The organism is Aureibaculum koreense, assembly GCF_034296135.1.
In the GTDB taxonomy this organism is placed as follows: domain Bacteria; phylum Bacteroidota; class Bacteroidia; order Flavobacteriales; family Flavobacteriaceae; genus Aureibaculum.
On sequence record NZ_JAXKVV010000002.1, the window covers coordinates 338183 to 354490 of the forward strand.

At 34.8% G+C, this 16308-nt stretch carries 7 protein-coding genes and 1 pseudogene; all 8 read right to left on the minus strand.

Annotation, left to right across the window (positions count from 1 at the left end; genetic code table 11):
* Positions 1-13: 13 nt before the first annotated feature.
* Positions 14-1588 carry a SusD/RagB family nutrient-binding outer membrane lipoprotein gene (locus UMM65_RS03565; protein ID WP_321975099.1) on the minus strand — a complete coding sequence of 525 codons (1575 nt, stop codon included), beginning with the start codon at positions 1586-1588 and terminating at the stop codon, positions 14-16.
* Between the two features lie 11 nt (positions 1589-1599).
* Entirely contained in the window at positions 1600-4611 is a 3012-nt protein-coding gene (locus UMM65_RS03570; RefSeq protein WP_321975100.1) for a SusC/RagA family TonB-linked outer membrane protein, read from the minus strand.
* Between the two features lie 209 nt (positions 4612-4820).
* Complete coding sequence (locus UMM65_RS03575; protein WP_321975101.1) at positions 4821-6515, minus strand: SusD/RagB family nutrient-binding outer membrane lipoprotein; 1695 nt, start codon at positions 6513-6515, stop codon at positions 4821-4823.
* Positions 6516-6610: 95 nt separating this feature from the next.
* Positions 6611-7891, minus strand: a pseudogene (locus tag UMM65_RS03580) (TonB-dependent receptor domain-containing protein); the annotation flags it as partial.
* Between the two features lie 15 nt (positions 7892-7906).
* Positions 7907-9772, minus strand: coding sequence for a SusC/RagA family TonB-linked outer membrane protein (locus UMM65_RS03585; RefSeq protein ID WP_321975103.1), 1866 nt, complete (start codon positions 9770-9772; stop codon positions 7907-7909).
* A 239-nt stretch (positions 9773-10011) separates the two neighbouring features.
* Positions 10012-10818, minus strand: coding sequence for a hypothetical protein (locus UMM65_RS03590; RefSeq protein WP_321975104.1), 807 nt, complete (start codon positions 10816-10818; stop codon positions 10012-10014).
* Positions 10819-11074: 256 nt separating this feature from the next.
* Positions 11075-12817: a SusD/RagB family nutrient-binding outer membrane lipoprotein gene (locus tag UMM65_RS03595; protein ID WP_321975105.1), complete on the minus strand. Its 1743-nt coding sequence runs from the start codon at positions 12815-12817 to the stop codon at positions 11075-11077.
* A gap of 18 nt (positions 12818-12835) precedes the next feature.
* Positions 12836-16135, minus strand: a complete 3300-nt coding sequence (locus tag UMM65_RS03600; RefSeq protein ID WP_321975106.1) for a SusC/RagA family TonB-linked outer membrane protein — start codon at positions 16133-16135, stop codon at positions 12836-12838.
* Positions 16136-16308: the final 173 nt, after the last annotated feature.

Here is a 16308-nt window from a genome sequence, read left to right on the forward strand (position 1 = left end):
ATTAATGATTCAATTAAAAATTTGGTCCTCCAGTATCCCACCAAAGGCGTGTTCCAATTTCATCGGGACCACCAAGAAAACCAGTAGCTTCAGCAACTGAAGCAGCATTATTTTCTCTCTGGCTGGTTAAGAAAACTTGTCTTCTTAAGAAATCATTTGCTGGTATTACACCCCAATCTGCATTACTATCGTTTTTATAATTGTAAGGCAATTTTGGATATCCAGTTCTACGGTGATCTACCCATGGTTCAATTGAGTTTGTATAAGAATCAATCCATTTTTGGGTAATTATTTTTTCCAGTTTAAGTTCATCACTTGCTCCATCATCCCAAGCAACAGTATTTGTAATTCTGCTTACAAAATCATTAACAGGTCCTGGATCGGCTTTAGGATCATTATAATCTAGTGGTAAACTGGTATTGTCCGTCAAATAAGCTGCAGGACTACCAGCTCCCCAATCAGCAAATGATAAATTTACACCAGATTCATAATTCTCTTTTGCATCACCTGCACCAGCCCAACCTCTTAGAGCAGCTTCAGCCTTTAAAAACATTGTTTCTGCTGCCGTAAAAAATCGTCTGTTCGTTACTTCTTTAAAGTCTGAACTGATATTTGAATAGCTCAATCTATCCCCTTTTGCAACCAATAATGCACCATTTCTTATTCCTTTATAAGGATAATCTGGGTGATCAGGATATAAAGTATCATCAGTGGCAGGATCAAAAAACTTAGCAACTCTTGGGTCTTTATAACCTATTAAAATAGATTCCATAGAAGCACTCATTCTAGTATCCCCCCAACCAAAACTAATAGTTACAGGAGGAAAAACAGCTCCATACAATGAAATCATACAATTATCACCATTAGTCTCAATTAAACCTCCTGGTTCACTTAAGGCTTTTTCTCCTTGAGTTTTAGCCAATGCTGGATTTACTTTTGAAATACGTATTGCCAAACGCAAACGCAGACTGTTGATAAATTTATTCCATTGACCAATGTTTCCTTTATAAGTAGCATCAAATTTTGAAAGTCCAACATAATCGGTATTGGCATTAAAAACAGCTTGGATTTCATCTAACTGCGTAAAGAATGCGTTATACAAATCTGGCTCAGAATCGTACTTAGCAGGTTCTTGACCAAATTTTGTAAATATGACCGGACCATGGTATGCTGTTAATCTATGCATTCCCATTATACGAATTAATTTTGCCCACTCCACAAAAACAGGATAACCCTCAGCTTCTGCTACTTTTATAACTTGGGCAGAAGGAGACATAATTTGACCATAAATTCTATTCCAATAGGTGTTCCAACGTATATAATAAGTAGTATTATTTATACCACTAGTAAAAGGGGTTGGAGTTGCTAAATGCCTAACCCAAGAATCATGAGATAAGTTATGCTCAATTTGGTGACCAAATAAGTTCTTTAACATTGGTGGATAAAATGCACCCACATTGTTAAAATCTTGTGTCAATGATTCGTCGGTTATTTGATAAGGATTCTCATTTATCTCCTCAAAATCACCCGTACATGCACCCATATTAAATAAAAGTGCTGTTAAAAATATATATATTATTTTTTTCATATCTTATTTTCTTAAAATGTTAAACTTAAGTTTAAACCATACGTTCTTGTCGATGGTAAATTGTAATTATCCGAGCCAGGTTCGTTTCTACCTGTACTTTGAGATAATTCAGGGTCATATGGTGCATCCTTATGAAAAAAGAAAAGGTTATTTCCTATAAAAGACAAGGAAGCATTTTTAAGCCAATCAACACTTTCTACATTAAAATTGTAAGATAAAGATAATTGAGCTAATCTAATACTTGTTCTGTCATAAATATGAGCCTCATTTATACCATTTCTACCGCCTATGGCATCATAGTACGTAAAAGGATCAATTTGAGTTACAGCTACACCATTTTGTACTGCATTAATGGTTTCGAATCCTCTATCCCTTGCAGCGGCAGATCTTTCTGAAACACCGTTACCATCAAATAGAGCCTCTGTTTGGCTCACTGTATAACCACCGAACTTACCGTTAATCTGCATGTTCAATGCCCAGTTCTTATAGTTAACGGTATTACTCCAACCTATAGCATAGTCAGGTTCAGCATTACCAATAAGTTCTCGTGTTGCCGTTTTTCTTGGTCTTCCGTCGTCGTCGTCTAGAATGATTCTGCCTTCATCATCTCTTAAAAATTTAAAGGCATATAAATCACTAATAGCTCCTCCTTCAATTAATGTATATCTAAAACCTTCGGAACCACCCTGGCCAATTTGTTCAACACTAGGATGTAATTCAACAATTTTATTCTTGTTTTTAGAATAATTAATGGCTGTATTCCAAGATAAATCTTCAGTCGCAATTGGTTTACCTGTTAACGTCAATTCAACCCCTTTATTAGTAATTTCACCTGCATTTACAAAGAAGGAAGTAAAATCTTCTATCGGTTCGTTTATCTGGATAAATTGATCTTGACTATTTATATTGTAATAGGTAAAGTCAATTCCTAACCTACTTTGAAAGAATCGTACATCAAATCCAACCTCTGATGTGGTAATAATTTCCGGTTTAGCATCTGTAAATGGTTTTACAGTATTAAATCCAACCGACCCATCTGCATTAATTGTATGTCTTGGGAAAATTCTGTTATACGGTACTTCATTACCAATTTTAGCATAGGTACCTCTAATCTTTGCAAAACTAATTGCATCTCCCATTTCAAACATTTCGCTTAAAATTGCTGTCAATCCAACCGATGGGTAAAAATAAGAGTCATTACCCGTTAATGCTAATGTCGATGCCCAGTCATTTCTACCAGCAAGGTCTAAAAATAACATTTCTTTGAAGCCAATAGTTGCATTACCAAATACCGATTGTTTTTCAACCTGACTCGTTTTACTGTTATTTAAGTTAGATCTTACTTGAATTACATCCGTTAAATTTTCGAAGTAAAACTCATTTGCGTACAGCAATTGATCTTGAGCCGCACCTGGGTATACTCCCACACCATCACCATAATTAGTATTCTGATAGGTAGCTCCAGCTAAAGCTGTAAGCGAAAAATCACCAAAATTATTGTTGTAACTTAAAATACCATCTAAATAAGTACTGGTGTCACTATACCTTTCATATATCCAGTTTCCATTGGCAGCAACTGTTGTTGTATTACCACCACCATGACGTTTTGTTTCAAATTCTTTTACAGCATAATCAACATTACCTCTAAGTTGAAAAGTTAATTGCTCTGTAATAGTATAGTCTAAATTTAAACTTCCAATAACTCTTTTGGTTTTATCCTCTTGAGATTCTTCATTTAATAACCAATACGGATTTGTTTGATGGTGATCAACTACAAACCAGTTTTGTTCATAAACATTTCTATCGGTATTAAAGATTCTATAATTTTCGCCTCTAAAATCATCAATATTTCTATCTCTAGGAAACCAATATAATCCAGTTAACGGATTATTATAATACCCTGCACGGTTTCTATTATCTGTTTTTTCTTGTGCTAAAATAATATTAGAAGTAACTTTTACTTTATCCTTAAACAATTTAGTGGATTGCTTAAATGAAAGGTTATTCTTACCATAATCATTAAGCGGTGTTATACCTGATGCCGTGGTATTGGCATAAGAGAAATAAGCTTGCGTTTTATCATTACCACCACTTACTGAAACCGAATTAAAATAATTTGCTCCAGTTTCAAACCAGTCATCTACATAACTACTGTCATAATCTCCTCTAGTCGTTGACCAGTTTTCTTTACTACCACCTTCACTACCATATCTGTACTGTAGGTCTGGTAATTCAATAATACTCTCAAAAGTAATACCAGAATTTACTTTAACAACAGTAGTACCTGCTTTACCACTTTTGGTTGTAATTACTACAACCCCGTTGGCACCTTGACTACCATATAGTATTGCTGCATTTGCACCTTTTAGGATACTCATACTTTCAATATCATCCGGGTTTAATTGAGATAAACCATCCCCTTGGTCAACACCATCCCAAATGCCTGGTTGGCTTCCTCTATTGTTTACCATTGGAATACCATCAATTACAAATAAAGGTGAACTGTCTCCACTTAAAGATTTACTACCTCTAATTTGAATTTTGGTAGAACCTCCTGGTCCTGAACTACTTTTTCTAATTTCTACACCTGCAGCTTTACCAGAAATACTATTAACAAAGTTAACATCTCTAGAATTTGTAAGTTCCTCTCCACCTACAGTTTGCTGGGCATAAGCTAACGTTTTTTCCGCTCGTTTTATACCTAAGGCAGTAACTACAACTTCATCTAGTTGTTCTCCTTCCGATAAAGAAACATTAATTGTGGTTTGATTACCCACCACAACTTCTTTTTCGGAATAACCAATCATAGAAAATTGTAAAGTTGCCCCTTCAGAGACCTCTATACTGTATTTTCCATCAAAATCTGTGGTTGTTCCGTTGGTTGTTCCTTTTTCGATGACATTTGCTCCTGGAATTGGAACACCGGCTTCATCTGATACCGTACCAGTAATCGTTTGTGCTATTACCCCTTGTATAAAAAGTAACGCTACTAACGTAAGTAAATACCTAAATTTTTGAATCATAATTTATTAATTTGAGTTTATATGACCGAAATATAATTAAAAATAGTCTTATATTGCTAGAAAATTTCGACTAATGACGAATTTTAGACTACGGGCAACATTATTTAATTGATTCAATTTTTATGCATCAGCCATTTCGGAACGGGGCATCAATTAAATAAAAAAGAGGGCCACTAGCCCTCTTTTATTAATATTTTAATTATCAATTATTATTGTTTAGCATACCACAATTTAGTAGCTTGAACATCTTCACCTTGAGCTGCAACAGCGGCATTATAATTTGCCTCATTACTCGTCTGCTCACCAGTTCCATAACGCAACCTTTGTGGATATTTACCTGCCAAATCTCCATCAGCGAATATTGTTTGGTTGTTAACACCAGTAGCCAATTCTGATGGATAACCAGTGTCACGAACAACAGCCCAACCTTCAAAACCATCAGTATAGGTATTTAACCATCTCTGGATTGCAATTTTCTCTAACTTTTGCTCCATAGTCCCTGAAGAAATATCGGCAATAGCAGATTGTGCAATATATGCATCTGCATCACCGCCAGATATACCCCAGACTTTCATAGCTTCTTTAATTCCTTTTGCCAACATTTCTTGAGCATCACCAGTACCCATTCCTCTTACTGCTGCTTCTGCCTGTAAAAAATAAGCCTCTGCACTAGTTAAAACAATTTCAGGATACATGGAACCTGCATTTTTAGCTCTGATCACCAAATCGGAAGGGGTTGAGAAAAATTTGAAATTGGCAAAAGAAGACATTTCCCCTCTTAATCGTGTGGGTTGACCAATGTACTGACCAGCAGCTACGTTAAAAGTAACTTTATCTGCCGCATCAGTCCTAGTATAAGTCGCACCTGCTGCATCAAAGACACTTGATAAAAAATCTGCACGTACCCAAAAATTATCTGCTGGTTCTCCGCTATCTGGTTTAGTAATAGTCACTTCACCACCTTCAACAGGTTTAGCAAACACCGCCAATCTAGGGTCATTGTAATTTCTTAGGTGATCAATCAAAGTTTTACCCACGGTCCATTTAGAACCTAAACCACCAAAGTTATGCCAGACATCACCATAAGCAGCACTGCCCCATTGGCTAATTTTTTCATCTTTTTTCATCAACACACTGCCTGATGCGTCATCTAATAAATCCGCCCCCAAAGCTTGACTAATGGCATTGGCAGCAAAATCATCTCCAGGAGCACCAAGAGCCCTCATGCCTATTCTTAATTTTAGTGTATTTGCCAGTTTTTTCCATTTTTGCAAATCACCACCACAATAGAGGTCATTTTCTGCCAGGTCATTGATTCCTGTACCTGTTCTCTCGGCATCACCAATTGTTGCCATTGCGGCATCTAAATCAGCAATAATACCCTTATAGATATCTTTTTGTGCATCATATTTTGGCGTTACTATACCTTCAACACCAGCTTCACTGTAGGGGATCATTCCAAAAGTATCAGTAAACATCTGATAATAAAGCGATTTGGTTATAATTCCAACGGCGTACATATACTCGTTATCAAATTCTCCATCAGGTTGGGTAAGTTTTAGAAAATTATCTATACTTCCAAAAGCTCCCGACAACCATCCCCACGAGGCATTTGTGTATCCTGAATTATAACTATAGCCCAATCCATCATTCCACCATGAACCACTATGTCCGAAAGTAAAATGACCTGCATAACGGTCGGTATGAATCAACTGTGCTCTCCAATATGGAAAGCGGTTGGGACCATACAAATTAAATTGTGGCTCTGTGATAAAAAATTTAGCACTCACATCCTCTGCGGTAAACCCATTTGGGTTTTGATTGATCTCATCGAAATCACCGGTACAAGAAATTAATGTACCGACAAAAACAAGCAAACATAATTTAACAATATTCGTTTTCATCTGATAATATTTTATTTGATTTAATTTATAATATGGAATTCGCCAGACATACATCTTATAGGTTTTAAGATTAGTTATGACTCATTTCATATTTTTTAAAATTTAATATTTAAATTTAAACCTATACTTCTCGTTGTTGGTAGGTTGTAAAATAACAAACCTTGTGAGAAGTTACTCGTCGAATAACTTGATTCCGGATCGAAATTATCTATTTTCTTAGAAATAAAGAATAAATTTCTACCTGTTAAACTAATAGAAGCACTTTTTACAAAAGCGTTTTCCAACATTTTATTTGGAATTCTGTATGTCAACGCTACTTCACGCATTCTAAAGTTAGTTTGATCATAAATATAGTTTTCTGCGATACCACTTACAGAACCCCAATATTGTTGACCTGTAATATTTGTAGTGTTTTGTGTGTAACCTGCACTTGGATCGTCAGGATCATTTTGAATAACCCCATCAACAACTACGCCATCTTCTCTATACTTCAAGGTTCTTACTGATGTTCCAGAACCATCTAAAGCTGCATCGGTACCAGAATATACTTGACCTCCAATTCTAAAATCGATTAAAAAACGTAAACCAAAATTTTTATAGTTAATATTATTGGTAATACCACCTACATAATCAGGTTGATAGTTACCTAACTTAGACAGCTCACTTTCTGCTTGAGGTCTTCCTTCACTGTTTAGCAAAATTTTTCCAGCATCTGCACCTCCATCTTCAGGTACTCTCTTCCAAGTTCTACCATAAATATCACCATAGCCTCCGCCTACTGTGGCCCTAACCGCAACATCGCCACCATTGGTACCTGCAAATCCAAAATTTTCAAGGTCATCTATCAAAGATACCAATTTATTGTCATTTTTAGAAATATTAGCAGAAATGTCCCAACTAAAATCATCTGTTTTTACAGGAATACCCCCTAACAATAATTCAAAACCCTTATTCGTTAATTCCCCTACATTTTCCCTAAACCTATCGTAACCAGTTGAAGCGGGTACTGGTACATCAAAAATTAAGTCTTCAATATTAATACTGTAGTAAGAAAAATCTCCGTAGAAACGACTACCAAACATTTTAAATTCCAAACCAACTTCAGCTGAAGTAACAGACTCAGGTTTTAAATCTGGGTTTGCTTTTACCGAAGGTCTAGAAATTTGTACAAGGTCTAAATAACCGTTAGCTGCCAAATTAAAAGTTTCGGTTAATTGATAAACTCCAGTATCGTTACCAACTTGTGCCCAGCTTGTACGGAACTTTAAAAAGTTGACCGATGAATCAGAAAAATCAAATGCTTGACTAGGTATAAAACTTAAACTTGCAGATGGATAAAAATAAGATCTGTTATCAGCTGACAATGTAGAAGACCAGTCATTTCTTCCTGTTTAGTCTAAATATAAAAAGTTATCATAGGCAAACGAAGCCGAACCGTACAAGGAATTAACTTTCTTTTCCTGAAGTGGTGTGTAGGATTGTTGCGGATCCACTAAATTTGATACTGTAACCCTGGTAGGAATTTTAAAATCCCTCCCGTTGATTCCTATATTTTTTCTTGTTCTATACGAATGGTTACCACCAAAATTAGCCGATAAGTTAAATTTATCCGTCAAATCTTTGTTAAATACAAACAAAAAGTCTGCATTGGTTTCGGCAATATTATTTTCACTAATTCCCAAAGATCCTTTCGGTTGGAAATGATGCCCCCATTGGCTTACACCATAGGTATCATGCTTAACAACATCCGTACCTACCCTTGCAAATGCTGAAAGATATTCAGTAAATTCATAATTAACTTTAGCAAAGCCATTAACACGAGTTCTGGTGTCCTCATTAACATCATGGTTTAAAATCCAATATGGGTTACCTCCGGCAGAACTCCAAGTTATCACGTCGTAAGGTCTGTCAGGATTGACTGGATTTTCAATATCTTGAAATTTTTCCAAGTCTTTTATATCAATATTCCTAGGCATACCATACACATAAGCCATAATACCTTCTGTACCTTGAACAGCCCGATTATTGGCATCTTGCTGGAAATATGTAACCTTAGCATCTAAGGTTAATTTATCCGTTAAATTGGAAAAACCTCTTAAATTGAAGTTGTGTCTTCTAACATCTGAATTAGGTAATATAGCACCCGCTTTTGTATGTGTATAAGAAAATAATACAGAAGATTTTTCACCACCTCCACTTAAGGTAATTGAATTCGTTAAAGTTGATCCTGTTCTGAAAAAATCTTTTACGTTGTCAGGTTGTGCAGAATAAGCTCTGGTTTCTCCATTATAATACAATTGCTGAGAGCCGTCAAACTTTGGACCCCAAGATGAATTGCTCTTAACAGCGGCTAATTGTTCTTCTAATGTGCCACCAGGTGGTATTTGAGGAAAATTACCGTTACTACCCCTGCCATATTCATTTTGATATTCTGGCAATAATAATGGGTTTTCAAAAGTAGCACTTGAAGAAATGGTTACGCCTAGCCCTTGATTCATTTTTCCTTTCTTAGTCGTAATAAGTATAACACCATTACTAGCACGTGAACCATAAAGTGCAGCAGCGTTAGGCCCCTTTAAAACCGACATAGTCTCAATATCTTCAGGATTAATATCCGATACTCCCGTACCGTAATCTGATCTTGAAAATTCTCCACCTCCGTTACCAGCGGCAGAACCTATACCTGAATTGTCAATGGGTACACCGTCAACCACATATAATGGCTGGTTATTGCCCGTAATTGAATTGTTACCACGTATTACCACACGTGTACCACCAGCTGGACCAGAAGTAGATTGTGTTAATACAACCCCGGCAACTTTACCCGATAATGAGTTTACCACATTAGGCTCTTTTGCAACATTTAAGTCTTCACTGCTCAATTCGGAAATAGCATAGCCTAAGGCCTTTTTCTCTCTTGAGATGCCCAATGCTGTTACCACAACTTCATCAAGGGCTTCGGCACTTTCCGCTAAAACTACATTAATTGTTGTTTGTCCATTTACCGCAATTTCTTGGGCGGTATAACCAATAAAAGAAAATTGTAATACTGCACCTTCCGAAACTTCTATACTGTAATTACCCTCAAAATCTGAGGTTACACCGTTAGAAGTTCCTTTTTCTATGATGTTTACTCCTGGAAGCGTAGCTCCGTCCGTAGCATCAGTAATAGTTCCTGTTACAGTTGTTTGGGCGAACATAGCTTGAAAACCGAGTACGCAAACAACAAGCAACAGTTTCATTGCTTTTTGAATCATAATTTAATTATTTGAGTTAATATTATACACAAATGTATAAAAAAACCATTAATTCAACTATAATTTCGACGAGCGACATTCTTTAGCTTATGAACTGCTATAATGAAAATAATTTAGAATTTTATTTAATTAGTACTGTTATTTCATAAAAAAGAGCCTGATTGCTCAGACTCTTTCAAGTATTATAGCATTTGATAATTTTGAATATTTATATTAGCAAAATTTAGGTAAATTAATAGTTAATTTCCCCAATTAGGATCACATTCTTCCATGCAGTTTTTAAAAATATTAAGACATAATTCTTCAGTATAGTCAGAAGAAATAAAGGGAGGATTGTACATTAAAACCTCAGTAACATACGTACTACTTATTTCAATATTCCATCTTTCAGGTACAGTATTTGATATAGTCATATGTGACTGGATTGGTTGAAGACAAGCATGGTAATCATAGGCACATTTGTAACAACTAAAAGTGAATACTTTTTTAGAATCAATTACTTCTTCATTCATCATATTTTTGACGTATGTGGCAAGTTTTTTATTGGCTAATAGTTCCCCTTTAACGCGATCATCATTTAGTATCTTTTCCAACTGATACATACGGATTTTCATAAGAAATTCATTCTTTAAATCTTCATCCATTCCACCCAACTTAAATTTTGCTTTAAACCTTTGAGATAATTCTAAGTAATTTGTAAAATCCTGAGAATTTTCAAAACCAAAACTTTCCGCAGAATAAATCGAGTCAGCGTTATCTTCAATATAAGTTTTAGATAGTAGTTGTTTTTGTTTTGGATCTAATTTAAGATTCCAAAGAAACATTTTGAGATGATACTCATACAATTCATTAAAAATTGGACTCTTTATAGCTTTTTTCATAAGTTCGTTTATTTCGTCTTCTGGCGAAAATTTGATTTCCTTGGATTTATTTTCACTATAGTTTTCCAAACTAAATGAGGACTGTGCCCCAAGGCAAAGGACAAATACTAACATAAAATTAGCGAAGATGGTAGATAATTTTGAATTCATTCTTTTTGTTTTCATAATTAACGATTTAAATTTATATATAAGTGAGTTTTAAAAGTATGTTAAAATAATAATAAAAACTACTTTATTTTAATCACATTATAATATTTTTTTTGCTCAAAAATTATAATTACTTGAAATTGCGAAATATTACAAATATAATCTCGAAATTTTGCAAGAAATTATCCAAGTATTTTTGCAAAAAAAAGAGCCTGATTGCTCAGACTCTTTTCTAATACTAACTCAAATAATTCTTAACTTATTCTGTAGATATTTAATTAAAATCAGGTAATAATCCTGTTTTAAAAGTTATATAATCATCTCTATAATATGAACTCGCATCCGTACGCCAAAAAATTGGGGATGTAAAGTTGTTTTGGTCAATTACCTTTAAAAATGCGTCAGCATTTGTAGATAACTCTGACGAAGGATACATTAAACGCTCCGGAACTGGTTTCATAACTTTTCCTTGAAAAGTCATAGGTTCAAGTTTTGGGTGTCTGGTACGTCTTAATTCACTCCATAATTCAATTGGACGCAGCATATTTAAATGTATATACTTTTGTTGCATTAAAATCTCCATTTGGTTATCTATACCACCTACAGCATTAAAAGCATTTTTCACCTTTTCTGCATAAGAAGTAATTACGGCATCACTAGGTTTATCAGGACGAATTAAATCAGCCCAATCTCCAGTAAAGTCTGCACCATACTGACTTAAAGAGTTTAAATAATACCAATAATTTGTAGAATGTACAATGGCGTCTTCAATATGCTCTCCTGCTGTTTTACCTGTAGTAGCTAAGTTTTTGGCAGCTACTTCTGCCAATAATAAATCAATTTCACCTAAGGTGAACATATCTGCAGGTAAATTATTATGCGTTAGGGTAACGTGACTATACATAGATTTAGCATTATTTTCTGATGATGTTTCTAAATCATCAGCCCAAGGATAATATCTTTCTCCACCATTATATATAGGTGTTTGTGCATCTGCATCCATGCTAACCCCTCTATAATCGTTATGTTTAGTAGGTAATGCAATTACGGGCAATCTTGGATCGTCAATATCCTCCTCATATTCTAAATTATGAAAATTCATTCTGTTCAAAATCACATTAGGTATAAATGTTACAAATGGTCTTTCAAATAAACCACGTTGCCAAGTTCCACCTCCAGGTAATGCAGCAGCGGCATCAATATGAGGCAAATCAAAAGATAGATCCTCTGTAGGCAAATTTTGTATTGCTTCAGCAATATGGCTTTTTGCAGTAGCTTCATCGACTCCAGATAGTTTAACAGCAAACCTTAAACGTAACGCATTGGTATATTGAACCCACTTGCTTATATCGCCCTGTAGAGCAATATCTTGTGTTACCAACAGTGCTTGAGCATCAGGACTCATTTTAGAATAAATACCTGGCAATTCACCAGCAATAGTTTTCAAATCTTCTAATACAGAAACATATATCTCTTTCGGATCATCATATTCGGTAAAGAATTCACCTTGGGTCCCTTTGAAGGCATTAAAATATGGAATAGAATTGTATAGATCTACATTTCTAAGTGTAGCCCAATCTTTGATAATAGTTAACAATTTGAAGTAAATAACACTATCATCATAATCTTGACCTTCTAAAGGAGTTAAAACGTCTTGGATTAAACCCCAATTTCGCATTCTTAAATAATAATCGTTGAACCAATTAAAACCACTTTGGCTGAAACCGTTTCCATTTGTCAAATCATCGTAATCAATAAACCAAGAATATCGCGGTGTAATGTACCGGGTTGAAATTTGTGCATAACTTGGCATTCCGTTACCACTCAATTGCCACCATAACTCTCCATAATCCTTAATGTAGAATTTATATTGCAATAACGTATTGGTAAACATACCAGAAGCTAACTGATCAGGGTTAGGCTCATACTGGTGAGGGTTCTTAAATTCTTCTTCCAATACATCTTGACATGATGAAAAGACTAGTATTGAAATTACTAAAATTATTAATTTTTTCATATTTATATTATTTTTTTATTAAAAGCTAACATTAAGTCCAAATCCAATTGAAACTGCCGATGGATAAACTGAATTCTCTACCCATGAATCTGTCCCTAAAGTAGATTCCGGATCTATATTAGGGATAGATTTGTACAAATAAAATAAGTTACGTGCCATTAAAGAGAGTGTCATTTTTTGTATCCCAAATTTATTCATAAAATCTTTTGGCAATGTATAACTGACCGCCAATTCACGTAATTTAATATAATCATTTTTATCTAAGGCATCCGGCCCATAAGGTGTATTAGAGGAATTATCATTCAAATATCTTGAATAATATTCTTGAGCACTTAAAATTTTGTTATTTGTTTCATATACAGGATTATCAGCTGTACCCACATTAATCACACCTGGAACAATTACACCATCATGGTAAACCCTACCTTGATCTGCATCGGCCGGAGCACCTTGATCATGTTGCCAAGGAATTCTATCACCATCTGCATTTACATAATAAGCTAAACCACCATTTTCTTCATCACGATACTTCAACGTTTCTTTGGTAATACCCATTCCTAGATAATAGTTATTAGATCTAGAGAAAATGGTAGCACCGAACTTATAATCTAACCCTACGTGAAAATTAAATCCTTTAAAATACACATCTGTCAAAAATCCTCCAAATACATCAGGTGTAGTATTAGCTACAGCTTTTAATTCACTTTGATCAACAACATAAAAACCGTTACCATCTACAACTCTATTGCCTTCGTCGTCTCTAAGATAGTCAAAAGCATGCAATTCGCCAAATGGTTTACCTTCTTCAGCAATTTGTTGAATACTAAAGCCAACATTACCCGTTGTTTTTTGTGTAATACCTGGATAAAGTTTTTTAACTTCAGATTGTTGCTTAGCAGCAGTAAAAGTCATATCCCATCTAAATTTATCATTAGATATTGGAGCAGCTTTTACTAAGAGCTCATACCCCCAGTTGGCTACATTACCCGCATTAATTCTAATATTAGAAGCCCCTGTTGAAGAAGTTAAAGGAACACCCATAATTTGATTATAAATATTATTATGGTAGAAAGAGAAACTGGTTTCCAAACGACTGTTCTTAAAGAATCTAGCATCAAAACCTATCTCAAATTCACGTTTACGCTCTGGTTTAAGTGCTCCAGAAAATAAATCTCCAGGTGCACCTGCTGTTAAAGCATCTGTGTTGTTCACACCACCTAAACTATAGCCCCTAAAGGCATAATAATCAGTTACACTGCCCGGAGCACCTCTACCAACATCGGCCCAACCTGCTCTGAATTTTCCAAATTCCATGAAAGGAATATCAAAAGTATTGGTGAAGTTCCAACTAAACCCAATACCTGGATAAAAATAAGAATTATTTCCTGGAGGCAAAGTTGACGACCAATCGTTACGAGCTTGTAATTCTAAGTAAAAAGAATCATCCCAAGCTATGGTTGCAGATCCTAAAGCACTATATAACACTTGTGAGCCATAAGTATGTCCTCTTACTCTGCCTCTGCTACCTCCATCTGGCCAATCCTGTTCATTATTCAATGACCAAAAATTTGGAAATCTTAAGTTACCAAAAGTAGCTACGTTTATACTCTTAAACCCTGTTCTTTTATATTCTCCGCCAGCAAAGGCAAAAACTTTTAAACGGTCATCTAATGCACTAAAATCATAATTTATTAAACCTCTATAATTTTCTACCATCGTATTATCACGTCCGTAAGCATATCTACCACCTGCATTTGATGGCACAAATCTTGTAATTGGATTTTCTGTAGTAAAATCAATATCAGTGTAATCTAGACCTGCTTGACCAATAAATGATAAATTATCAGTAAAATTCAGTGTAGCTTTAATAGAACCAATCATGTGAAATTTATCATCTACATCACTATTCTCTAATTGTTCCCATAAAATATCCATTAAATAACTTGGTGCAAACTGTCCGGGCCAACCAGTATCTTCAGCATTAAATTTAGATCCATCATCATTTTTATATAAATCTTTGATTGCATTAAAATCATAATCTCTATTCAAACCCCAAGCTACTATGTTCGTTAAATTTTGACGTCTATTTTTCGTTTTAATTTTATAAAGATTTGTATTTACTTCCACAGTAGCAAAATCAGAAGCATTTAATACTCCGCTAAAATTAAAAACATGTTTTTTCTGAAAGTTATTTGGTGATAATCCTTGATAATCTTGATTGGTATAAGATAATCTCATGTTACCTATATCCCCACCTCCTGATATTGATACGGTATTAATAACATTACTACCTGTTCTAAACAAATCTATGTAATTATCAGGGTATGCTTGATAAGGACTAATGCTACCATCTAAAAACTCAACTGGAGATCCATCAAATTTTGGCCCAAAATTAAAACGATCCCATACCACCTGTCTTTGCCCAGTATCAGCATTTTCTTGATAAGCATATTGATTTCTGCCAGTACCATATTGATTCTGAAAATCGATAAATGATCTGGGCTTTTCAAAAGTGTATTGGCTATTGACAGTAATACCCAAACCTCGAGTACTCTTTCCTTTTTTTGTAGTAATCAACACTACCCCGTTAGCACCTTCACCACCATACAATACAGAAGCTTTTGCACCTTTTAATATTTCTATAGAAGCAATGTCCTCTGGGTTAATATCATTAATACCTGAGCCATAATCAAATGAATTTAAAGGGTCGAAACCTCTATTGCTCATATTTGACCCTGAATCATAAATTGGCATACCATCTACAACAAACAATGGTCTAGTATTAGCAGATGCTTCTAAACCAGCTGCACCTCTAATTTTAATATCAACAGCTCCAGTTGGTCCAGCTGCATTACTAGTAATACCAACACCAGATGCCTTTCCGTATAAGTTAACAACTGGGTTTGTAGATACCCCTGCGACCACAAGATCTTCCGCTTTTACTTTACTAATGGCATAACCAAGCGATTTTTCGTCTCTTTCAATACCTAATGCAGTTACTACTACCTCGTCCATAGCTTCAGCAGACTCAGACATAACAACATCAATATTACTTCTACCATTTATAGCAATTTCTTGAGTGCCATAGCCCACAAAGGAAAATACCAATGTTGCATTATCAGGAACCCTAATAGAATAATTACCATCAAAGTCCGATGATACACCATTTCTTGTTCCCTTTTCTATGATGTTTACACCAGGGAGTGTTGCCCCATCGGTTGCATCGGTAATAGTTCCGGTTACTGTTGTTTGTGCTACCATTGTGTAAGAACACAATACTATAACAGCTAACAGCATTTTAAATAAAATTTGTTTCATATATCTATTTATTTTGAGTTAATGAACAAAACTAAAACAATTAACGTTCTATTTACACAACACAATTTACATAATACAATACTTTTTTTGCCCAAAAATATGGTTTTTAATAAATTAACACAATAATTAACATTTTTTTAAGATATTCATCTATAAGAAGAAGTGCTGTACTT